Genomic DNA, 21,896 nt, shown 5'->3' with positions numbered 1-21,896 from the left:
TCTGTCACCAAAGACTTGTGATGCTCACTACCCTGGCCTGCCGGTCCGGGCTCTGTATTGGCGACAGCTTGTGCACAAAATCCTCAAGGATTCCAAATGTAGGGTGGTGCCATGACTCTGAGCCCAAACCACCCCCTGATGGATGGCCGCACCGCCAATTCCCCGCTCATCACCGCTTACCGCGGCGGCAAACCCGCCCGGCGCCCCGTCTGGTTCATGCGCCAGGCCGGCCGCTCCCTGCCGGAATACCGTGAGCTGCGGGTGGGAACCACCATGCTCGAATCGTGCCTCAAGCCCGCCATGGCCGCGGAAATCACCCTGCAGCCGGTGCGCCGCCACGACGTGGACGCCGCGATCTTCTTCTCCGACATCGTGATCCCGCTCAAGCTGGCCGGCGTGGGCGTCGACATCGTTCCGGGCGTGGGCCCCGTACTGGAAAAGCCCATCCGCACCGCCGAGGACGTGGCGAACCTCCCCGAGCTCACCGACGCCGCCCTTGAGCCCATCCGTGAAGCCGTGGCGCTCACCGTGGCCGAGCTGGGCAGCACCCCCTGATCGGCTTTGCCGGAGCCCCGTTCACGGTGGCCGCCTACATGGTGGAGGGCCGCCCCTCCCGCGACCACCTGGGCCCGCGCACCATGATGCACGCCGACCCCGAGGTCTGGAAGGCCCTCATGGACTGGGCCGCGGACGCGTCCGGGAAGTTCCTGCGCGCCCAGATCGAGGCCGGTGCCAGCGCAGCCCAACTGTTCGACTCCTGGGCGGGATCGCTGGGCCTGGACGACTACACCGCCCACGTGGCGCCGGCGTCGGCCCGGGCCCTTGACCACGTGCGGGACCTGGGCGTGCCGCTGATCCACTTCGGCACCGGTACCTCGGAACTGCTCGGCGCCATGCTCGAGGTGGGCGTGGACGTCATGGGCGTTGACTACCGCCTGCCGCTGGATGAGGCCAACCGCCGGCTGGGCGGGCGCGTGCCGCTGCAGGGAAACATCGACCCCGCACTGCTGAACGCCCCGTGGCCCGTGTTGGAGGCGCACGTCCGTGAGGTCATCGCCGCCGGCTCCGCAGCCCCCGGCCACGTTCTCAACCTTGGCCACGGAGTCCCGCCGGAAACCGACCCGGCCGTGCTGACGCGCCTGGTGGAGCTCATCCACTCGATCGCACCCTAAGCCCCGAACCGAATGCCAGCGTAGGAGAACCATGCCCCAGGCCAAGCCCCCCGCCGTACCTGCCACAGCACCGGCCGGCACGCCCGCTGCCGCTAACGACGGCGCCGCCCCCCGGCGCGCCGTGGTGGTGGGCGGCGGCGTGTCCGGACTGGTGGCAGCGAAGGACCTCGCGGCCGCCGGCTACCGGGTGGACGTGTACGACGCCGCCGCCAGCTGGGGCGGCTGCGTGGGGGTTCACGAGGTGGCCGGGGTGGTGCTGGACAGCGGGGCGGAATCGTTCGCCACCCGCAGCACCGCCGTGGCCGACCTCGCCGCCGAACTTGGCCTGGCGGAAAACATCACCACCCCGGACCCGTCAGGCGCCTGGGTGTGGCTGCCCGGCGGCCCCGTTCCGCTGCCGCGCACGGGGGTCCTGGGGATACCCGCCGACCTGCACGCACCCGAGGTGCGTGAGGCGTTGGGGACGTCCGGGATCCTGCGGGCGGCCCTTGACGCCACGATGCCCGCAACCGTCGGCACCACCGAGGCGGTCTCCAGCGTGGCCGATCTGGTGCGCGCCCGCATGGGCCGCCGCGTCCTGGAACGGCTTGTGGCCCCCGTGGTGGGCGGCATCCATTCGGCGGACCCCGAAGTCCTGGACGTGGACATGGTGGCGCCAGGGCTGCGGGCCGGCATCCGCAAGCACGGTTCCCTCGCCGCCGCCGTGGCAGCCCAGCGGGCCGGCGGCAGTAAGCCCGGATCCGCCGTGGGCGGCCTGCGCGGGGGCATGCACACCCTCGTCACGGCACTCGTGGCGCAACTGCGGGAATCCGGTGTGGCACTGCACGCCGGCCACACCGTGACCGCCGTCCGCGGCGAGGCCGCCAACGAGGCAACCAACGAGGCGGCTGGCGAGGTTTCCGGTGCGGCCGGGCGCTGGAGCATCGACTGGAGCGCCGGCACCGATTCTGGCAACACCCCCGGCACCACGACGGCGGAGCTGCTGGTGGTTGCCACCGACGGCCCGACGGCCGTGAAGCTCCTGGCCGCCGAACTGCCCGGGCTGCTGCCCCACGCCCCGGCGCCCGGTCCGGACATCCGCCTCGTCACCCTCGTGGTGGACGTCCCCGAACTCGATTCCAAACCCCGCGGCACCGGGATCCTGGTGGCCCCGCAAAGCGAGGGGATCACCGCCAAGGCGCTCACCCACGCCACGGCCAAGTGGGAGTGGCTCGCGGAATCCACCGGCCCCGGCACTCATGTGCTGCGGCTTTCCTACGGGAAGGCCGGGATTGCCGCCGCGGACGCAGTGCGGCTGACCGCCCGCGTCGTCACGGACGCCGACTTGATCGCCACGGCGCTCGCCGATGCCACCACGCTGCTCGGGGTGTCCGTCACGGACGCCGATTTGGTGGGCGCCGACGTCGTCCGCTGGCGCGGCGCACTGCCGTTTGCCGCCGTCGGACATCTGGCCAAGGTGGCACAGATCCAGGAACTGGCCGATGCCCGCGAAGGACTGGTGCTCACGGGCGGTTGGCTCTCGGGCAACGGACTGGCCGCCGTCGTGGCCGGAACGCGGCGGCAAATCGCGGCCGTCACGGGCGCACCGCCGGCGGCGTGACCTTCCTCACTTTCTACGTAACGTAGAGAAGTTCGGTTTTAGGTTTCGGGGCCCATGGGTGCAGACTTGAACGCATGAGCCACACTTTCGCGGAATCTGTCACCAAAACTTCCGAGCCGGCGGACGCCCTTGCCACGCCCTTTACGCTGTGGACGGTGTTCAAGCGCACCGGCACATTCGTCGCGGGCGACGGCGCCGCCGCCGGCTTCGAGGCCCTGGTTGCCTCGCTGGCCGACGAGAAAATCACCTTGCGCGGAGCCTACGACGTCTCCGCCATGCGCAACGACGCCGACGTCATGATCTGGCTCGTGGGCCCCAACCCCGAGGGCCTCCAGCAGGCCGTCCGCAACATCCGCCGCACGGACTTGTTCGCCGCCACGGAAATCGCCTGGTCCGCCATGGGCGTGCACCGCGAAGCCGAATTCGCCAAGAGCCACGCCCCCAGCTACATGGGTCCCAACGAGCCCAAGGGCTGGGTCTGCGTCTACCCGTTCGTGCGCTCCTACGACTGGTACATCCTGCCCGCCGAGGACCGCAGCCGCATGCTCCGCGAACATGGCATGCTGGGCCGGGAATTCCCGCAGGTCCAGGCCAACACGGTCTCCGCCTTTGCCCTCGGTGACTGGGAATGGCTGCTGGGCCTGGAAGCGGACGACCTCACCGACCTCGTCGACATGATGCGCCACCTGCGCTACTCCGACGCCCGCCTGCACGTCCGCGAGGAAGTGCCGTTCTACACCGGCCGCCGCATCAGCGCAGCCGAGGTAGCCGAGGTCCTGCGATGACCGCCCCCGTCTCCGCACCTGCCCACTACGACGCGATCCTGCTGGCCTCCTTTGGCGGCCCCGAAGGCCAGGAAGACGTCATCCCGTTCCTGCGCAACGTGACCCGCGGCCGCGGCATCCCGGACGAGCGCCTCGAAGAGGTCAGCCACCACTACCGCAAAAACGGCGGCATCAGCCCCATCAACGCCCAAAACCGTGCGCTCAAGGCCGCGCTGGAGGCCGAGCTGGCCGCCCGTGGCATCGAGCTGCCCGTGCTGTGGGGCAACCGCAACTGGGACCCCTACATCCCCGCCGTTTTGCAGGACGCCTACGACGCCGGCCACCGCCGCCTGCTCATGGTCACCACCAGCGCCTACTCGTCCTACTCCAGCTGCCGCCAGTACCGCGAGGACATCGGCATGGCACTGACCGAGACGGGCCTGGACGGCCTGCTCGCGGTGGACAAGGTGCGCCAGTACTTCGACCACCCCGGCTTCGTGGAACCGTTCATCGAGGGCACCGCGGCGTCCCTGGCCAAGGTCAAGGCCGAGCTGGCCGCCGCCGGCACGCCGGAGGCACCGGTGCACGTCATGTTCGCGACCCACTCCATCCCCACCCGCGACGCCGAGGCGTCCGGCCGGTCCGTTGACGAGGACCGCGAGTTTGCCGAAAACTCCGCGTACGTGGCCCAGCACCTGGCCGCCGCCGAGGCCGTCATGGCCCGCGTGGAACCTGACCAGGAGTGGTCGCTCGTCTACCAGTCCCGCTCCGGCGCCCCACACGTGCCCTGGCTGGAACCGGACATCAACGACGCCCTGGCCGAGCTTGCCGCGGCCGGCACCAAGGGCGTCGTCGTGGTCCCGTTGGGCTTTGTCAGCGACCACATGGAGGTGCTCTGGGACTTGGACACCGAGGCCGCCGAGACCTGCGCCGAACTGGGCCTGGCATTCCACCGGGCCCCCACGCCGGGCACGCACCAAAAGTTCGTTGCCGGCCTCGTGGACATGATCTGCGAACGCACCATCGAGAACAACATCGCCGAGCGCCCCGCCATGACCAAACTGGGCCCGTGGTACGACGTCTGCAACCCCGGCTGCTGCGCCAACTTCCGCGGCGAGAAGCCCGTCATCGCCGAGGTTGGCAGCACCGTGGGCCTTGTCGCGGCCGGTGCCGGGAATAGCCACTAACGCGCCGCGAGAAGGGATAATACACACTGTGAAAATTGGAACCCGCGGAAGCAAGCTGGCCCTGAGCCAGACCCAACAAATTACCGAGATACTCAGCGCCATCGGTGGCTTTGACGCCGAGCTCGTGACCATCAAGACCGACGGCGACGTGCTGACCGGCCCGCTGTCCCAAATGGGCGGCACCGGCGTGTTTGCCGTCGAGCTGCGCACCGCCTTGCTTGATTCACGCGTGGACGTGGCCGTGCACTCGCTCAAGGACCTGCCCACGGCCGCCGTGCCGGGGCTCTCGCTGGCCGCCGTGCCCATGCGCGGCGATTCCCGTGACGCCCTGTGCGCCCGGGACGGGTTGACACTGGCCCAGCTGCCGCAGGGCGCCACCGTGGGAACCGGTTCGCCACGCCGCGCGGCCCAGCTGCTCGCCGCCCGCCCGGACCTGGCCATCGTTGACATTCGCGGCAACGTGGACACCCGCCTGGCCCGCGTTCCAGGCCTGCCCGGCAACGCCTCCGATGACGTTGTGCCCGGCAAGACCGCCGACCTCGACGCCGTCGTCCTGGCCGCCGCCGGCCTGACCCGGATCGGCCGCATCGACACCGTCACCGAATTCCTCGAAAATGACGTTATGCTCCCGGCCCCCGGCCAGGGCGCCCTGGCGCTGGAATGCCGCACCGAGGACACCTCATTGGCCAGCGTCCTTGGCCAGGCGCTCAATGCACTCGATGACCAGGACACCCGACTGGCCATCACGGCCGAACGGGCCCTGCTGGCCCGCCTGGAAGCTGGCTGCAGCGCGCCCGTCGGGGCGTTCGCTTTCCGCAATGGCTCCAGCTTGTTCCTGGAAGCCGTGGTCTGCTCGCTCGACGGCGTCCGCTCCCTGCGCCTCAAGGAAGTCACCGAGGAGCTCAGCATCGTCGGCGCCACCCTCCTGGGCATCGAACTGGCCGAGGGGCTCCTCGCCGGCGGCGCAGCGGACCTGGCGGATCTGGCCGGCTCGGCAAAATGACGTCAACCGGGGCCAGCAAGGCCGACCCGGTGATCGAGCCTGTCGAGATCCAGGGATCGCTCGCCGGGCTGCGGGTCGCAGTGACCCGCAGCCCCGACCGGGCGGGGGCTTTGGCTGATGCCTTGGCCGCGGCCGGGGCTGAGCCGGTGCTGGTGCCGCTCATCGACTTCGAAACGGCCACCGGACCGGAACTCGGCGAGGCGCTTGGCCGCTTGGCCGCGGGGGAGTACGCGTGGCTGGTTGTCAGTTCCATCACCACGGTGCGCGCCATGAAACAGTGGTGTGAGACGGCCGGCGTCACGCTTTCCGCGCTCATTCCGGCCGGGACCCGGGTGGCGACGATCGGCCCCACCTCGGTGGCCGTGCTGGCAGCCGAGGGAGTGCACGCCGACCTTGCCCCCGTGGACCTGCAATCTGCCGCCGGGCTCGTGGCCTTGTGGCCCGAATACCCCGCCGACGGCGCCGGCAACACAGTCCTGCTTCCGCAGTCGAACCTGGCCGAGCCCACCATCGCCCGCGGATTGGCAGCCAAGGGCTGGGCTCCGGAAGCGGTCACGGCCTATACAACCGTCGACTACCCGGCGGAACCAGCCAGGCGGCTGACCTCCGTGCTGGCCAACTCGCGTCTGGCCGCCCCCGGCAACGGCTACCCGCAGCTCTCCCCGGCCGAGGCGGCCCGGGAGGCACAGGCGGGCCGGATCAACGCCGTCGTGCTTGCCTCGCCGAGTGCGGCCGCCAGGGTGGCCCACACCATGGCGCCGCTGCCGGAGACGGCGCTGGTGGTTGCGATCGGGCAACCCACACGGGATGCCGCCCTTCATCTTGGCCTGCGCGTCGCCGCAACGGCCGCCACGCCCACGCCGGCGGGCATCGTGGCCGCCCTGGCCGCCGCCCGCACCGATTTACACACCCCGTAGTACAGGAGATACCCACGTGAGCTTCCCCAGCACCGCCCCCGCAGGCTGCGCACCACCACCGCCATGCGCCGGCTTGTCAGCGAATACCGGCTGGCCCCGGCGGAGCTGATCCTGCCCGTTTTCATCCGGGAGGACCTCAGCGAGCCCAAGCCCATCACGTCCATGCCCGGCGTGGTCCAGCACACCTCCGCCTCACTCATCGAGGCGGCCCGCGAGGCCGTGGAGCTGGGCCTGGGCGGCATCATGATCTTCGGCATCCCGGCCGTCCGCGACGCCGCCGGCAGCGCCTCCCTTGACCCCGAGGGCGTCCTGAACAAGGCGATTCGGGACGTTCGGGCCGCCGTCGGCGACGACCTCGTCGTCATGAGCGATCTCTGCCTGGACGAATTCACCGACCACGGCCACTGCGGCGTCCTGGACGCCAACGGCACCGTGGACAACGACGCCACGCTGGCCATCTACGCCAAGATGGCCGTGGCCCAGGCGTCCGCCGGCGCCCACGTGGTGGCCCCGTCCGGCATGATGGACGGCCAGGTCGCCGTGATTCGGGAGGCCCTGGACGCCGCCGGCTTCGCCGACGTCTCCGTGCTGGCCTATGCGGCCAAGTACGCCTCCGCGTTCTACGGCCCGTTCCGCGAGGCCGTCGATTCCCAGCTCGACGGCGACCGCCGCAGCTACCAGATGGACCCGGGCAACCGCCGCGAGGCCCTGCGCGAGGTGGAACTGGACCTGGCCGAAGGCGCCGACATCGTCATGGTCAAACCCGCCATGAGCTACCTGGACGTCCTGGCCGACGTCGCCGCCATGAGCCCGGTCCCCGTGGCCGCCTACCAAATCTCCGGCGAATACGCCATGATTGAGGCCGCCGCCGCAAACGGCTGGATCAACCGGCGCGCCGCCATCGAGGAGTCCGTGCTCAGCATCAAGCGGGCCGGCGCCACCATGATCCTCACCTACTGGGCGGCCGAACTCGCCGGCTGGCTCCGCAGCAACTAGCCTCTCATCCCTTCTTGACCCGTTTGACCAAAGGACCCTTCATGACCAGCTCGCAGGAACTGTTTGACCGCGCCAAGACCCTCATGCCCGGCGGGGTGAACTCGCCCGTGCGCGCGTTCGGCTCCGTGGGCGGCACCCCCCGCTTCATGGTCAACGCCAAGGGCGCCTACCTGAGCGACGCCGACGGCCGCGACTACGTGGACCTGGTCTGCTCCTGGGGTCCGGCCCTGCTGGGCCACGCACACCCCGACGTGCTGGCCGCCGTGCACGCCGCCGTCGACCACGGCCTGAGCTTTGGCGCCTCCACCCCGGCGGAAGGCGATCTCGCCGCCCTGGTCATGGGCCGGGTGTCCGGAGTGGAGCGCCTGCGCATGGTCTCCACCGGCACCGAGGCCACCATGACGGCCGTCCGGCTGGCCCGCGGCTTCACCGGCCGGGACCTGATCGTGAAGTTTGCCGGCTGCTACCACGGCCACCTAGACGGCCTGCTGGCCGCCGCCGGCTCCGGCCTGGCCACGCTGGCCCTGCCCGGCTCGGCCGGCGTCACCGCCGCCACGGCCGCCGAAACCCTGGTGCTGCCGTACAACGACCTCGCCGCCGTCGAAGCCGCGTTCGCCGCACACGGGGACCGGATCGCCGCCGTCATCACCGAGGCCGCTCCCGCCAACATGGGCGTCGTGACACCGGGGGAGGGCTTCAACGCCGGCCTGTCCCGCATCACCACGGCCCACGGCGCCCTGCTGATCCTGGACGAGGTCCTGACCGGCTTCCGCACGGGCCCGGCCGGCTTCTGGGGCCTGACTGGCCAGAACGAGGGTTGGACGCCGGACCTGTTCACGTTCGGGAAGGTCATTGGCGGAGGGCTCCCGACGGCGGCCCTGGGCGGCCGCGCCGACGTCATGGACTACCTGGCGCCCCTGGGCCCGGTCTACCAGGCCGGCACGTTGTCCGGTAACCCCGTGGCCATGGCCGCCGGCGTTGCCACGCTGACCGCCGCCACGGCCGAGGTCTACGCCACGGTGGATGCCCGCTCGCTGGAACTGTCCGCCGCGCTGTCCGGGGCCCTGGCCGCCGAGGGCGTGGACCACTCCATCCAGCGCGCCGGAAACCTGTTCTCCGTGGCGTTCGGCACCTCCGCCAACGGCGTGCACAACTACGACGACGCCCAGGCCCAGGACGTGTTCCGCTACGCGCCGTTCTTCCACTCCATGCTGGACTCCGGCGTGTACCTGCCCCCGAGCGTGTTCGAGGCCTGGTTCCTGTCCGCCGCGCACGACGACGCCGCCATGAACCGGATCTTCGACGCCCTGCCGGGTGCCGCGAAGGCCGCCGCGGCCGCGACCGCCTAATTCCGGGAGCATTGCCCGGCTCTTGCCGGTGTTTCGACAAACACCGGCAAGAGCCGGGCAAGCCAACGGCGTGGCGGACACGTGCCGGGTTGGGTGCCGGTGCGGCCCGTGCGGCGTAGAATTTGCGCTACCACAGTCCTGCTACCTAAGCCGTGTGCGCGATGCGTCATCCACTCAGACACCGTTCCTTCAAGTCCCTTGCCCTTGTTGCCGCGTTCCTGGCGGCGGCACCCTTCCTAGGTGCCGCGCCGGTCCAGGCGGTGCCGGCCGCCGTCGCACCGGCCACGGCGGCAAAGGCGGCGTCCCTGACGCCGGCCCAACACCTGGCGCTGATGTCCCTGGAGCAAAAAGTGGGCCAGCTGTTCATGGTCGATGCCGCCGCCACGGGTGCCAGCATCAACACCATGAGCGACCTGACCAGATATCACGTCGGCAATGTCTACCTGGCCGGCCGGTCCTATAACGGGGTTGCCGCGACGGCCGCCGTCGTCAGACAAATGACCAGCACCATCACGGCCTCCACGACGTCGTTGACCAAGCTTTTTGTCGCCACGGACCAGGAGGGCGGCTACGTCCAGGTGCTCAACGGCCCCGGATTCTCCTCGATTCCCACGGGTCTGGCCCAGGGCACCATCGCGCCGTCCACCCTGACCGCTGATGCGAGGGCGTGGGGCAACCAGCTGCGCGCGGCCGGAATCAACGTGGACCTTGCCCCGGTCCTTGACACCGTGACGCAGTCCTTCGCACCCTTCAACGCACCCATCGGCTACTTCGAGCGCGAATACGGGTACACGCCGGCACAGGTGTCGGCCGAGGGGAACGCGTTTGCGACGGGCCTCAAACAGGCGGGGATCGCCCCCACGGCGAAGCACTTCCCGGGGCTGGGGCGGGTCACCGGCAACACCGACACCACCGCCAATGTCCGCGACACCCAGACCACCAGCAACGATCCGAACCTCCTGCCGTTCAAGACGGCCATCAATGGCGGGATTCACTTCGTGATGGTCTCCAGTGCCTACTACTCAAAGATCGACCCGACCCACATTGGCCCGCAGTCCCAGATCATCATGCAGAACCTGCTGCGCACCACGGACCATTTCTCCGGGATCATCATCTCCGACGATCTGTGCAACGCCGCCCAACTCCAGCCGTGGAGCCTGGGCGTGCGCGCCAATGACTTCTTCAACGTTGGCGGGACCATGCTGCTGTGCGGCAACGAACGCGACATCCCCACCATGTACTACTCCCTGATCGCGCTGGCCCAGGCCCGGCCAAGCTTCATGGCCAAGATCAATGCCGCGGCACTGAAGGTGTTGGAAGCCAAATACGAGCTCTAACGGGCAGTACCGACGGTTCCCGGTGGCATGCCGCGGCCAGGCATAGACTGGCCGCGTGAACGAAACTGCGCAGATAGCGGCCGTGCATGCCGACGACGGGCACCGCTTCAGTAAACAATCCGTCGACTTCCTTGAACTGGTGGCCGGGCACGGTGTGGCGGGCGACGCCCACTACGGGACCACCGTGCAACACCGTTCCAGGGTCCGGGTCGACCCCACCCAACCCAACCTGCGCCAGGTCCACCTGATCCACCAGGAGCTCTTCGAAGAGCTGGCACCCAAGGGGTTTGCGGTGGCTCCCGGGGCCCTGGGCGAGAATGTCACCACCGTCGGCCTCGAGCTGTTGGCGCTGCCCCGCGGCACCCGCCTCCACCTGGGGGAGACGGCCGTGGTGGAGGTGACAGGGCTGCGCAATCCCTGCAGCCAGATCGACGATTACCAGCGCGGGCTACTCAAGGAACTCGTGGGCTACGACGACGCCGGCACCCTGGTGCGGCGGGCGGGCATCATGGGGGTCGTCCACCGGGGCGGCACCGTGCACCCGGGTGACCGCATCGCCGTCGAACTTCCCGAAGAACCGCACGAGGCGCTCGAACGGGTTTAAAACAAAACTGTGTTGCACCTATTGGACAAAATCACGCTCGGGAAGCGCATTCCGGTCCAACAAGTGCAACACAGATGAAAACGGTTAGAGGACGTCCGAGAGGAAGTTCTTCAGCCGGTCGGTCTTCGGGGCCGAGAACAGCTCATCCGGCGGCCCGGTCTCCACCACGACGCCGGCATCCATGAACGTCACGGTGTCCGAGACGTTGCGGGAGAAGCCCATCTCGTGGGTCACGACCACCATGGTCATGCCGCCCTTGGCCAGATCGGTCATGAGCGCGAGGACGCCCTTGACGAGCTCCGGGTCCAGGGCGCTGGTGGCCTCGTCAAAGAACATGACCTCCGGCTCCATGGCCAGGGCCCGGGCGATCGCCACACGCTGCTGCTGCCCGCCGGAAAGGTTTCCGGGCCGGACATCGGCCTTGTGCTTCAGGCCCACCAGGTCCAGCTGCTCCATGGCCTTCTCCCACGCCTGCTCCTTGGGCAGCTTGCGCAGCCGGCGAAGGGCAAACGCCACGTTCTCGCCGACGGTCTTGTGCGGGAACAGGTTGAACTGCTGGAAAACCATGCCAATACGGCGGCGGAGCTCGTCCGGGCTGTCCTTCAGGACAGAGCGCCCGTCGAGCAGGATGTCGCCCGCATCCGGTTCAATGAGCCGGTTCATGACGCGCAACAACGTGGACTTGCCCGAGCCGGACGGGCCGATCACGGACGCCGTGGTGCCCTGGGGCACGTGCAGGTCGATGCCGCGCAGCACATGGTTCGAGCCAAAGGACAGGTGGACGCCCTTGGCGGTCAGCGAACCCGATTCAAACTGGCTCATGAGTGTGCTCCCTTCCCGACGATGGCCGCTGCCGTATCGGGTTCTGGCTTGGGTTTGCTGCCGGTGCGCAGGCGGTTGTCGATGTAGTTGACCAGGTGCGTGAGGGGGATGGTCAGTGCCAGGTAGAAGATCGCGGCGGCAACATACGGGGATAGGTTACCGCTGCGGGCGGCGGCGTCCTGGCCGATCTGGAACAGTTCGCGTTCGGTGGACAGCAGGCCCAGGGTGAAGACCAGGGACGAGTCCTTGATGAGGGCGATCAGCTGGTTCATCAGTGCCGGGAGCACCCGTCGGATGCCCTGCGGCACCACGATCGCGCGCATGGACGGGCCGTAGCCGAATCCCAGGGCGCGGGCGGCCTCAAGCTGGCCCTTGTCCACGCTCTGGATGCCGGAGCGGAAGATTTCGCCAATGTAGGCGGCGGCCATCAGTGACAGGGCTGCGACGCCCATGGGGTAGGGGCTGTTGCTGCCCGTTATTTCACGGAAGATCGGGCCAAAGCCGAGTCCGATCACCAGGATGGTGAGGACCGCCGGGAGTCCACGGAACACGTCCGTGTACGCCCGGGCGGCCCACCGTGCCACACGATTACGGGAAATACCCATGAGCGCAAGGATCAGCCCCAGGAAGGTGCCGATCAGGCCGGAGGAGATGGCCAGCACCAGGGTGTTGGGCAGGCCCACGGCAAACATGCTGGGCAGTACTTGGGCGATCTGATTCCAGTCAAGGAAGGTCTCGCCGAGTCTATTCAAATAATCCATGTGGTTTCGCTATTTCTCTCTGGCCTGCTTCTAGCTGGCCGGAATCTTGACGGCCTTGCTGCCCGGCTTCCAACCCTCGGGGGTCTGCTCGGCAGCGGTCTTGCGGTCCGTGTACCACTGCGAGGTCAGCTTGGTCCAGGTGCCGTCGGCGATCACTGCGTCCAGCGCCGAGTTCAGGGCTGCCAGCAGGGCCGGGTTGTCCTGGGCAACGGCGTAGGCGGTGAAGTTCTGCGTGTTGAGCTTCTTCTCGGCGATCTTGGTGCCGTCGCCGGCCTTGACCTGTCCGGTGGCCTGCTGGGACGGGGCGACCCAGGCGTCAACCTGTCCGCTCTTCAGGCTCGCGAAGACCGTGTTGTAGTCGGGGAAGGAGACCGGGTCCATGCCGAGCGTGTTCTTGACGTAGTCTTCCTGCACGCTGCCGGAGACGACGCCCACGCGCATGCCGGGCTTGAGTGCGGCAAACGTCTGCGCCTTCGCATCGTCCTTGGTCACCAGGGCCATGTAGCCGAAGTCGTAACCGTTGGTGAAGGCCACCGTCTGGCGGCGGGCATCCGTGGTGGAGATGGAGGAGGAGCCAACGTCGAACTGCTTGTTCTTGACCTGGCTCAGCAGCGCCTGGAACTTGGTGGAGGCAAACTCGATCTTCAGGCCCAGCTTGTCGGCCATGGCGCGGAGCAGCTCGTTGTCGTAGCCGGTGAAGTTGCCGTTCTTGTCAATGAAGATGTTCGGCGGGGCGTCGGAGAGCGTGCCAACCTTGATGGTGCCGGGGGTGATCAGGCCAAGCTTGGAGGTGTCGATCTTATCCAGCGGCGTGACCGATTCGGTCGTGTACTTGCTGGTGTGCTGCTGGTCGGCGCCGGCCAGGGCGTCGGCGGAGGAGGCCGTGCTGCCGGCGGATCCGCCGCAGGCGGCAAGGGAGAAGGCCAGGGCGACGGCGACAGGAGCAGCGGTGAGCCACTTCAAGGCTGTTTTCTTCATGGAGCATTCACTTTCATTGCAGGTGCCCCGCCCGAAGACGACCGGGCAGGGGGTTCAAGAAGGCGCGGGGGAGCTCATGAATGAAATTCAAGGGAGATTCATAGCAGAACCCAAGCCGCTGAACTAAATTATGTCATCCAGCCCCCAAATGTGGCGGATGCGAACTAATGCTTCACAAACTTGGATTTCGCAGAACAATCTGCGCACAATGCCGCCTTGTGGCGCCGGCCACCCCGGCAGTGGGTTGCGGGGCCTGTACGACTGACGCGTCACAAGGCGCGCGGAAGCGGCGGTGCGGGGTGTGATTTAGATCATGCTGGGCGAAAATCGCTCACGGTCCGGCGGTGGCGGCCGCGCCGGGTTTACGCACGATTCCAATGGAAGTGCGGTTCCTCCTGCGGTGCTGGTCTTAAAGCAATGCGGTCCCTACGGAAGCACGGGCCAGTCGCCTTCGATCACGGCGGCGGGGTCCTTGGCCCGGCGCAGGTACGCCTGGAAATCCGCGGCCTGCTCGCGCGCCCAGCCCTCCTGGGCCTCGTGCAGCTGCGGCAGGTCCACCCGCAGGGCGCTGTATTTGGCGGCGAGGGCGTCGGCCAGCCGGAGCGTGGCCAGGGCGTCGGCGGCGGAGGTGTGGGCGTCGTCGAGCGTGATGCCGTACTCCTCGCACAGGGCCACCAGCGTGCGGCTGCCGCGGCGGAACTTGTCCACGTGCTTGTTGCAGATGAAGGGGTCGATCACCGGGGTGGGCGTGATCTGGGCCAGGCCGTGGCGGCGGGCCTCGTTGGCGAGCACCGTGAAGTCGTAGCTGGCGTTGAACGCGATGACGGGGATCTTGTTCTCAAACAAGGTGGCCAGGACTGCGCCAACCTCGGCCGCGACAACGTCGGCGGGCCGGCCGTTCTCGCGGGCGTGGGCCGTGCTGATGCCGTGGATGGCGGCGGCCTCCTCGGGAATCTCCACACCCGGGTCCGCAAGCCATTCCTGGGTCTCCGCCACCGCGCCGGCCTCGTCGACAATCACGATCGACGCGGTCACGATCCGGGCCGTGCGGGGGTCCTTGCCCGTTGTTTCCAAATCAAACGCGGCCCGGGGGTGCATGCTCCAGCTAGTCATGCCCCAACGCTACCTGCTGGCACCGACACCGGTGGCACCGGCGGACCGACCCGACAGGGGCCGGGACAGGCCGGCGGCGAACTACGCTGGTTTCATGCGTGCAGAGTATGTTGAAGCGGTTCTTGGGGTGGCGGAGCTGATTCCGGCCGGACGGGTCCTTTCCTATGGGGACATTGCGGCGCTGCTGGAAAGCGGCGGCCCGCGCCAGGTGGGGTCCGTCATGTCGCACCATGGATCGGCCGTGGCCTGGTGGCGGGTCATCCGGGCGGGCGGGCAGCCGCCGCAGTTCCACGATGCCGCCGCCCTGGTGCACTACCGGGAGGAGGGCATGGCGTTGCGCGGGGAAACAGGAGGTACGCACCCTTCCTGGCGGGTGGACATGGCCGTAGCTCGCTGGAATCCGGCCGAATCAGACTTCCTGGCCATCGACGCCATTGCCGCGCGCCTGCACGCCGGGGAGGCCGGGGCGGAAATGTCGGAGCCCCGTGATGGACTACAAGCATGAGCGCACCACAGCAGTCCTCACTTCCGCGCCTGACCCTCGTGGCGCCGACGGCGTCCCTGGCGGCCCCGCCGTCGCTGAGCCCCGACCAGCAGGCGGTGGTGGACCTTGCTCCGGGCTCCGGGCCCGTGCTTGTCTGGGGTGCCCCGGGCACCGGGAAGTCGACGGTGCTGGTGGAGGCCGCCGTGAAGCGGATGGAGCACGACGGCGTCGATCCGGCGGGTGCCCTGCTGCTGGCCCCGTCGCGGCTGGCCGCCGCACGCCTGCGCGACGGTTTCAGCGCCCGGCTCACCCGGAGCCTGAGCACGTCCCCGGCCCGCACCTGGTCCTCCTATGCCTTCGACCTGTTGCGCCGGGCCAAGGTGGAGGGCCGCATGCCCCACATTGACGGACCGCCCCGCCTCATGAGCGGCCCCGAACAGGACCTGATCATCAAGGAGCTGTTGGAGGGTCACCAGCTCGGCCTGGGCACGCCCCCGCCCTGGCCCGCGGACCTGGCCGAGGCCCTGGACACACGCGGCTTCCGGCAGGAGGTGCGGCAGCTTTTCGACCGCGTGATCGAGTACGATCTGGACCCCGAACGGCTGGCCGCGCTGGGCGTCGAGTGTCACCGCCCGGACTGGGTGGCCGCGGCGTCCCTGTACCGGGAGTACCGCGACGTGGTGGATTGGGGAAAATCCGAGTCCTTCGACCCCGCCGGCATCATCACGGCCGCCGCCACGCTGCTGCGCAACGACCCCGAATTCCTGGAGCGCGAACGCGCGCGCCTGCACCTGATCCTCGTCGATGACATCCAGGAGGCCAACCGCTCCGTCCACGACCTCCTGCACCTGGTGGGCCGGGGCAAAGACATGCTGGTCACGGCCTCCCCGGACACCGTGGTCCAGGGCTTCCGCGGAGCCCGCCCCGACCTGGTCGGCACCCTGCGCGAATCCCTCGCCACGGACACCATCCCGGTCACCGAGTTTGCGCTGTCCACCTCGCACCGGATGACCCCGGCACTCGCCGCGGCCTGGTCCGCCGTCGCCGAACGGATCTCCCACACACCGGGCGGGCACAAGGCACGCCTGCTGCAGTGGCCCGCGCCGGCAGCGAGCGCGCCCACGCCGGCGGATCCCTTGACGGCGGCTCCCGGGGCGGATCTGGGCACACAGGCCGGGGACACGGCGTCGAACGTCGTGGCGCACGTGGTGGCCTCCGAGGTCCACGAGTTGCGGCTGGTGGCCGAGCGCATCCTGAACCTCCAGCACCTGGCCGGCCACAGCCTGGCCGAAATGGCCGTGATCGTGCGCACGGGTTCGGCGCTGGCGTCCCTGCAGCGGTATTTGAGCGGCCAGGGCATCCCGGTCAAGGTGCCCGTGGCGGAGAACCCCGTCCGCGACGAACCCGCCGTCCGGCCGCTGTTGGAGGCGTTCCGGGTGGCGCTGGACCCTGCCGTGCTCGACGCCGAACTGGCCGTCTCGCTGCTGACGTCGCGGCTGGGGCGCTCCACGGCCCTGCACCTGCGCCGGCTGCGGCAGGCGCTGCGAACCCAGGAGCGCCTTGCTGGCGGGGGCCGGGCCAGCGATGAACTCCTGATCGAGGCGCTCAACGACCCCGCGAAACTGGCGAACCTTGGCTGGGAGGGGCAGAACGCCGCCCGGATTGCGGCCATGCTGGCCGCGGGCAAGGCGGCCGTGGCCGAGCCGGGCGCCAACGCCGAAACCGTGCTGTGGGCGCTGTGGGACGCCGCCGACTGTTCCGGGACATGGGAATCCCAGGCGCTGCGCGGCGGGCCCACCGGCATCCGTGCCGACAGGGACCTGGATGCCGTCATGGCGTTGTTCCAAACGGCCGAACGCTACGTGGACCAGCTGCCCGGCTCCAGCCCGCAGCAGTTCCTTGACTACCTGCTCAGCCAGGAACTCCCCATGGACACCCTGGCGGCGCGCGCGCAGCGGACCGACGCCGTGGAAATCCTGACGCCGGCCAGCGCCGCCGGGCGCGAATGGCCCGTGGTCATCGTGGCCGGCCTGCAGGAAGGCGTCTGGCCCAATACCCGGCTGCGCGGTGAGCTGCTGGGCAGCCAGCTGCTGGTTGACGTCCTGGAACGCGGTGCCGCCGCTGCCCGGCAGATCGACCCGGCCACCCGCCTGCGGGACATCCGCTATGACGAGTTGCGCAGCTTTGCCGCGGCCATGTCCCGGGCCAGCCGGCAGCTGATCCTCACGGGCGCCTCCGGCCACGACCTCCAGCCGTCACAGTTCATCGACCTGGCTGCCCCCTATGTGCCCGTCACGGACTCCGGCGGCGAATCCCAATATCCCGTCCGGCCCGTTGAACAGGTGCCCCGGCCCATGACGCTGCGCTCCCTCGTGGCGGAGTTGCGCCAGGAATCGGAGATGCACGCCGAACCGGAGGCCGCCCGCATGCTGGCTGTGCTCGCCACGGAGTCGGTGCCTGGCGCCGCCCCCGCCACCTGGTGGGGGTTGGCCCCGTTGAGCACGGATGCGCCGATCGTCCCCGAGGGCGAGCCCGTGACGGTCTCGCCGTCGAAGGTTGAGGCGGTGCTGAAATCGCCGCTGAACTGGTTCGTCAAGGCCGCCGGCGGGGAGGCGACCACCGATTTTGCCCGCAGCCTGGGCACGCTCATCCACGCCATCGCCCAGGACATCCCCAACGGTGCCGGGCACGAGTATCTGGACGAACTGGAAAAACGCTGGCCGTCGCTGGGCATGGGCGAGTCCTGGGAGGCCGAACAGGACTACCAGCGGGCGCAGGAGATGCTGCGCAAACTCGCCCAATACGTGGTGGACGCCCGCCAGCAGGGGCGTACGCTGATCGGCGTGGAGCTGGACTTCGCCGTCGACGTCCCAGGAGACGCGGACCGGCCGGGGGAGCGGCCGGCCCGGCTGCGCGGCCAAGTGGACAGGCTGGAGGCCGACGCCAACGGCAACCTAGTCATCATCGACCTGAAGACCGGGCGGAACAAGCCCACGAAGGCCCAGATCGCCCAACACCCGCAGCTGGGCGCCTACCAGGCCGCCGTGCTGGCCGGCGCCTTCGCCAGTGAGGCGGCCATGGCGGGATTTGCGCATGCGGGTCCGGGTGGCGCCGCGCTGCTCCCCCTGGGGGACGGCACCAAGGCCGTCAAGACCCAGGACCAGCCGGCCCTGCTCGCCGGCCCGGAGGACTGGGCCACCCCCGAGGTCCTCAAGGCCGCCCACCTCATGGCCCAGGCCACGTTCCCGGCCCGCCACGGCGCCGACTGGACCGAACGCAGCGGCTGCCCGCTGCCCACCATCTGCCCCCTGTGTCGCGAAGGGAAACAAGTCACCGAATGAGTACCGAGACCATCCTTGACCCCCTGCTGACCCCCTACGAACTGGCCGATCTGCTGGACCAGCGCCCGCCCACCGCGGAGCAGGCGGCCATCATCTGCTCCCCGCTGGAACCGTTGCTGGTCATTGCCGGCGCCGGGTCCGGGAAGACCACCACCATGGCCGACCGCGTGGTGTGGCTCGTGGCCAACGGTCTGGTGCGCCCCGAGGAAATCCTGGGCGTCACGTTCACCCGCAAGGCCGCCGGGGAGCTGGCCGCCCGCATCCGCGGCCAACTGGCCAAGCTGGGCACCCTGGCCCGCTCCGGCGTGGTGGAGCTGGCCCCGGCCGCTGCCGCCCGCGACGCTCTGGAACCAAAGGTGTCCACCTACCATTCCTACGCGAGCGGCATCGTCACCGACTACGGCCTGCGCCTGGGCATTGAACGCGACGCCGTGGTGCTGGGCGCGGCGGAGGCCTGGCAGCTGGCCAGCGACGTCGTCGAGGCCCACGACGGCGACCACCATCACTTCACGGCCGCCAAGTCCACGCTGATCCAGTCCGTCATGGACCTGGCCGGCGAATGTGCCGAGCACCTGCAGGACCCCCTGCACGTCCGCGCTGAGCTTGACGCATGGGTGGCCGGCTTCGAGGCCCTGCCGTACATCGCCGAGACGGCCAAGCCGCGCACCCAGGCGGCCGGCAAGCTTTTGGATGTGCTGCGCACCCGCGGCACCGTGGTGGATCTGGTCCAGCGCTACGCCGAGGCCAAACGCCGCCGCAACGCCCTGGACTACGGCGACCTCGTGGCCCTGGCGGCCCGGATTGCCGCCGAGGTGCCGCACGCCGGTGAGATGGAACGCCAACGGTTCAAGGTGGTGTTGCTGGACGAATTCCAGGACACCTCCCATGCGCAGCTGCAACTGTTCGCCCAGCTCTTTGGCGGCGGCCACCCCGTCACGGCCGTCGGCGATCCCCACCAGTCCATCTACGGTTTCCGCGGGGCCTCGGCCGGGCAGTTGTTCCGCTTCCCGGAGATCTTCCGCAAGGACGACGGCGGCTATGCCGAGACCGCCGAACTCACCATTGCGTGGCGCAATTCGGCGCGGATCCTGAAGGCCGCGAACGTGATGTCCGCCGAGCTCACGCACGCCCAGGAACGCAAGGCCAACGCCCGGCTGGCCGCCGGGCTCAGCGAGGCGGAGCGGGCCGCGGCCGGGCCCCGCGTGGTGGTGTCGCCGCTGCGGGAAAAACCCTCCGCACCGGACGGGGCGGTGGTGTTGGCCCGCTTCGAGACCGAAATGGCGCAGGCCGAGGCCGTTGCCGCGGAAATCCTGGACCGCAAGGGCGACTTTTCCTCGCACCAGGGCGCCCAGGGTGCCATGACCGTGGCCGTGTTGTGCCGGCGCCGGGCGCAATTTGCCGGCTTCCAGGCCGTGTTCGAGGCCCACGGCATCCCATATGAGATCGTGGGGCTGGGCGGGCTGCTGTCCACCCCGGAAATCGTCGACCTGGTGGCCACCTTGCGGGTCATTGCCGATCCCGGCCGCTCCGATTCGCTCATGCGCCTGCTCACGGGTGCCCGCTGGCGGATCGGCCCGGCTGACCTCATGGCGTTCGCCGACTGGTCCCGGTACCTGGCCCGTCGCCGGGAATGGGCGGCCAAGAACCAGGTGCCCTTCGACCCGGCCGCCGTGGCCGGGGGAGAGGATCCGGCCGGCACCGCCGCCGAGGCGGAGGAGGAAACCGTGGTGACCTCCGACGTCGTCGACGCCGCCTCCCTCATCGAAGCGCTCGACTACCTGAGCCCCGACTACTGGCCCGAGGCCGCCCGGCCGCTCTCCGAGCCGGCCCGCGAACGCCTGCTCGCCCTGCGTGACGAGCTGCGGCTGCTGCGCACCTTTGTCGGCGACGAGCTGACGAACCTGCTTGGCGTCGTGGAGCGGACCATGCTGCTCGACATTGAACTGGCGGCCAAGCCGGGCTCCAGCATCCACCACGCCCGGCGCAACCTCGACGCCTTCGCCGACGCCGCCATGACGTTCATGCAGGGCGCCGAACGCGTTGACCTGGCGGCGTTCCTGGCCTGGCTGGAGACGGCGGAATCGGAGGAGGGTGGCCTGGAGATGACGGCGGTGGAGACCAACCCGGACGCCGTGCAGCTGCTGACCGTCCACGCCTCCAAGGGCCTGGAATGGGATGTGGTGTTTGTCCCCGGCATGAACGCCGGTGCCTTCCCCAGCGCCCGCGCCGACAGGTGGACCACGGGGGCCAAGTCGCTGCCCTGGCCGCTGCGCGGGGACCGGGACGACCTCCCCGAGTGGGACCTCAATGTCCCCGACCTGAAAACGCTCCTGGACAACGAGAAACTCTTCGCCGACGACGTCAAACTGCACGGCGAGGAGGAGGAGCGCCGCCTGGCCTACGTGGCGTTCACCCGGGCCCGGGACTTCCTGTTGTGCAGCACCACGGTGTGGGGGAGCGGCAAGGCGCCGCTGGAACCGTCGCCGTTCCTGGCCGAACTGCTGCCGCTGGCCGAGGGTGCCCAACAGAGCGCAGTCATCGGCGAGTGGCGGCAGGATCCGGAAGAGGACGCCGAGAACCCAGTCAGCGCGGGGGAGGAGACGGCGTTGTGGCCCTATGACCCGCTCAACGGCCCCGTCATCACGGGCCGGCAGGGCGTTGTGGCCAGGACGGGCAGGCGCGACGCCGTGGAGGCCTCGGCCGCCGCCGTCCGGGACGCACTTGCCGAGGGCGCGGATCACCCCCACGCAGATGCTGCCGGGCCGGGCCTGGCCGGGTTCCTGGCCGCCAATCCGCGCTGGGGCAGGGAAACCCAGGTGCTGCTGGCCCAGGAAAAGGTGGAGTCAGACCAATTTCGGGTGGAACTGCCCCCGCACATTTCCGCCTCGCGCCTGGTGGCTCTGGGGGAGGACGCCGAAAAGGTCACGCGTGCCATGCGCCGGCCCGTGCCCACCAAACCCGGCATGGCCGCGCGTAAGGGGACCGCGTTCCACGCCTGGATCGAGGACTACTTCGGCAGCACCGGTCAGCTGGAATTGGACGAGCTGCCCGGCGCCGACGCCTATGTGGACGAGGCGTACGGGCTGGCGGAGATGCAGGAGACCTTCAAGAATTCGGCGTGGGCCAACAGGACCCCCGCGGAACTGGAGGTGCCCATCGAAACCCGCGTGGCCGACGTCGTGGTCCGCGGGCGCATCGACGCGATCTTCAAGGATGCCGACGGCGGCTGGGACCTGATCGACTGGAAGACCGGCAAGGTCCCGTCCAAGGCGCAGCTGGCGGTGCGCGGCGTCCAGCTGGCCGTGTACCGGCTGGCGTGGTCACGGTTGAAGGAGGTTCCGCTGGAGCAGGTGCGGGCCGCGTTCTACTACGTTGGCCAGGACAAGCTGATCCGGCCGGTGGACCTGGCCGGCCGGGCGGAATTGGAGGCAATCGTCACGGGCGCCTACACGGAATCCGGCAGCTGAG

The 21,896-nt window shown here is 69.2% G+C and carries 15 protein-coding genes and 2 pseudogenes; 13 read left to right on the top strand and 4 right to left on the bottom strand.

The window, feature by feature from the left end; all coding sequences use genetic code 11:
- Window positions 1-111: 111 nt before the first annotated feature.
- The 10 genes and pseudogenes from hemE to AL755_RS16865 all read left to right on the top strand — a co-directional run bounded on the left by hemE (window position 112) and on the right by AL755_RS16865 (window position 10,929).
- A pseudogene (gene hemE, locus AL755_RS16910) lies at window positions 112-1,172 on the top strand (uroporphyrinogen decarboxylase).
- A 31-nt stretch (window positions 1,173-1,203) separates the two neighbouring features.
- Window positions 1,204-2,772, top strand: coding sequence for a protoporphyrinogen oxidase (hemG, locus tag AL755_RS16905; protein WP_082369376.1), 1,569 nt, complete (start codon window positions 1,204-1,206; stop codon window positions 2,770-2,772).
- Between the two features lie 74 nt (window positions 2,773-2,846).
- Window positions 2,847-3,557 carry a hydrogen peroxide-dependent heme synthase gene (gene hemQ, locus AL755_RS16900; protein WP_054011995.1) on the top strand — a complete coding sequence of 237 codons (711 nt, stop codon included), beginning with the start codon at window positions 2,847-2,849 and terminating at the stop codon, window positions 3,555-3,557.
- A complete protein-coding gene (locus AL755_RS16895) occupies window positions 3,554-4,723 on the top strand; it encodes a ferrochelatase (RefSeq protein ID WP_054011994.1) in 1,170 nt (389 codons plus the stop codon). The genes hemQ and AL755_RS16895 overlap by 4 nt, the downstream gene beginning before the upstream one ends.
- Before the next feature lie 19 nt (window positions 4,724-4,742).
- Window positions 4,743-5,726 (top strand): hydroxymethylbilane synthase, encoded by a 984-nt coding sequence (gene hemC, locus AL755_RS16890; protein WP_054013146.1) that lies wholly within the window; start codon window positions 4,743-4,745, stop codon window positions 5,724-5,726.
- The gene (locus AL755_RS16885; RefSeq protein WP_054011993.1) at window positions 5,723-6,643 is read left to right on the top strand and encodes a uroporphyrinogen-III synthase; all 921 of its coding nucleotides are present in this window, start codon (window positions 5,723-5,725) and stop codon (window positions 6,641-6,643) included. Before hemC ends, AL755_RS16885 begins: the two co-directional genes overlap by 4 nt.
- 24 nt (window positions 6,644-6,667) lie before the next feature.
- Window positions 6,668-7,639, top strand: a pseudogene (gene hemB, locus AL755_RS16880) (porphobilinogen synthase); the annotation flags it as partial.
- Between the two features lie 41 nt (window positions 7,640-7,680).
- Window positions 7,681-8,988: a glutamate-1-semialdehyde 2,1-aminomutase gene (gene hemL, locus AL755_RS16875; RefSeq protein WP_054011991.1), complete on the top strand. Its 1,308-nt coding sequence runs from the start codon at window positions 7,681-7,683 to the stop codon at window positions 8,986-8,988.
- 161 nt (window positions 8,989-9,149) lie between these two features.
- Complete coding sequence (locus AL755_RS16870; RefSeq protein ID WP_237762523.1) at window positions 9,150-10,325, top strand: glycoside hydrolase family 3 N-terminal domain-containing protein; 1,176 nt, start codon at window positions 9,150-9,152, stop codon at window positions 10,323-10,325.
- A 55-nt stretch (window positions 10,326-10,380) separates the two neighbouring features.
- Complete coding sequence (locus tag AL755_RS16865) at window positions 10,381-10,929, top strand: MOSC domain-containing protein (protein WP_202813525.1); 549 nt, start codon at window positions 10,381-10,383, stop codon at window positions 10,927-10,929.
- An 84-nt stretch (window positions 10,930-11,013) separates the two neighbouring features.
- On the opposite strand, the gene AL755_RS16860 is transcribed toward AL755_RS16865, so the two are convergent.
- The 4 genes from AL755_RS16860 to AL755_RS16845 all read right to left on the bottom strand — a co-directional run bounded on the left by AL755_RS16860 (window position 11,014) and on the right by AL755_RS16845 (window position 14,603).
- A complete protein-coding gene (locus tag AL755_RS16860) occupies window positions 11,014-11,751 on the bottom strand; it encodes an amino acid ABC transporter ATP-binding protein (protein ID WP_054011990.1) in 738 nt (245 codons plus the stop codon).
- Complete coding sequence (locus tag AL755_RS16855; protein ID WP_054011989.1) at window positions 11,748-12,512, bottom strand: amino acid ABC transporter permease; 765 nt, start codon at window positions 12,510-12,512, stop codon at window positions 11,748-11,750. Before AL755_RS16855 ends, AL755_RS16860 begins: the two co-directional genes overlap by 4 nt.
- A 30-nt stretch (window positions 12,513-12,542) precedes the next feature.
- Window positions 12,543-13,490 (bottom strand): ABC transporter substrate-binding protein, encoded by a 948-nt coding sequence (locus AL755_RS16850; protein ID WP_054011988.1) that lies wholly within the window; start codon window positions 13,488-13,490, stop codon window positions 12,543-12,545.
- A gap of 426 nt (window positions 13,491-13,916) precedes the next feature.
- Entirely contained in the window at window positions 13,917-14,603 is a 687-nt protein-coding gene (locus tag AL755_RS16845) for a 3'-5' exonuclease (RefSeq protein ID WP_054011987.1), read from the bottom strand.
- 94 nt (window positions 14,604-14,697) lie between these two features.
- Here AL755_RS16845 and AL755_RS16840 point away from each other — a divergent pair, with 94 nt between their 5' ends.
- From AL755_RS16840 to AL755_RS16830, 3 genes are read left to right on the top strand one after another with little or no spacing between them, the layout of a single operon-like run.
- The gene (locus AL755_RS16840) at window positions 14,698-15,108 is read left to right on the top strand and encodes an MGMT family protein (RefSeq protein WP_054013143.1); all 411 of its coding nucleotides are present in this window, start codon (window positions 14,698-14,700) and stop codon (window positions 15,106-15,108) included.
- Window positions 15,105-18,428 (top strand): ATP-dependent helicase, encoded by a 3,324-nt coding sequence (locus AL755_RS16835; protein ID WP_054011986.1) that lies wholly within the window; start codon window positions 15,105-15,107, stop codon window positions 18,426-18,428. Before AL755_RS16840 ends, AL755_RS16835 begins: the two co-directional genes overlap by 4 nt.
- Window positions 18,425-21,895 (top strand): ATP-dependent helicase, encoded by a 3,471-nt coding sequence (locus AL755_RS16830; protein WP_054011985.1) that lies wholly within the window; start codon window positions 18,425-18,427, stop codon window positions 21,893-21,895. Before AL755_RS16835 ends, AL755_RS16830 begins: the two co-directional genes overlap by 4 nt.
- The last annotated feature ends 1 nt before the right edge of the window (window position 21,896 follow it).

Source organism: Arthrobacter sp. ERGS1:01, from assembly GCF_001281315.1.
Classification (GTDB): Bacteria; Actinomycetota; Actinomycetes; order Actinomycetales; family Micrococcaceae; genus Specibacter.
This window is presented reverse-complemented; position numbering and strand designations above follow the sequence as displayed.

Bases quoted from the DNA above. Each gene is read 5' to 3' on its own strand.
- AL755_RS16885 (WP_054011993.1), top strand. From the start codon at position 5,723: ATGACGTCAACCGGGGCCAGCAAGGCCGACCCGGTGATCGAGCCTGTC.
- AL755_RS16830 (WP_054011985.1), top strand. From the start codon at position 18,425: ATGAGTACCGAGACCATCCTTGACCCCCTGCTGACCCCCTACGAACTG.
- AL755_RS16855 (WP_054011989.1), bottom strand. From the start codon at position 12,512: ATGGATTATTTGAATAGACTCGGCGAGACCTTCCTTGACTGGAATCAG.
- AL755_RS16840 (WP_054013143.1), top strand. From the start codon at position 14,698: ATGCGTGCAGAGTATGTTGAAGCGGTTCTTGGGGTGGCGGAGCTGATT.
- AL755_RS16895 (WP_054011994.1), top strand. From the start codon at position 3,554: ATGACCGCCCCCGTCTCCGCACCTGCCCACTACGACGCGATCCTGCTG.
- AL755_RS16850 (WP_054011988.1), bottom strand. From the start codon at position 13,490: ATGAAGAAAACAGCCTTGAAGTGGCTCACCGCTGCTCCTGTCGCCGTC.
- AL755_RS16870 (WP_237762523.1), top strand. From the start codon at position 9,150: ATGCGTCATCCACTCAGACACCGTTCCTTCAAGTCCCTTGCCCTTGTT.
- AL755_RS16835 (WP_054011986.1), top strand. From the start codon at position 15,105: ATGAGCGCACCACAGCAGTCCTCACTTCCGCGCCTGACCCTCGTGGCG.
- hemQ (WP_054011995.1), top strand. From the start codon at position 2,847: ATGAGCCACACTTTCGCGGAATCTGTCACCAAAACTTCCGAGCCGGCG.
- AL755_RS16860 (WP_054011990.1), bottom strand. From the start codon at position 11,751: ATGAGCCAGTTTGAATCGGGTTCGCTGACCGCCAAGGGCGTCCACCTG.
- hemG (WP_082369376.1), top strand. From the start codon at position 1,204: ATGCCCCAGGCCAAGCCCCCCGCCGTACCTGCCACAGCACCGGCCGGC.
- hemL (WP_054011991.1), top strand. From the start codon at position 7,681: ATGACCAGCTCGCAGGAACTGTTTGACCGCGCCAAGACCCTCATGCCC.
- AL755_RS16845 (WP_054011987.1), bottom strand. From the start codon at position 14,603: ATGACTAGCTGGAGCATGCACCCCCGGGCCGCGTTTGATTTGGAAACA.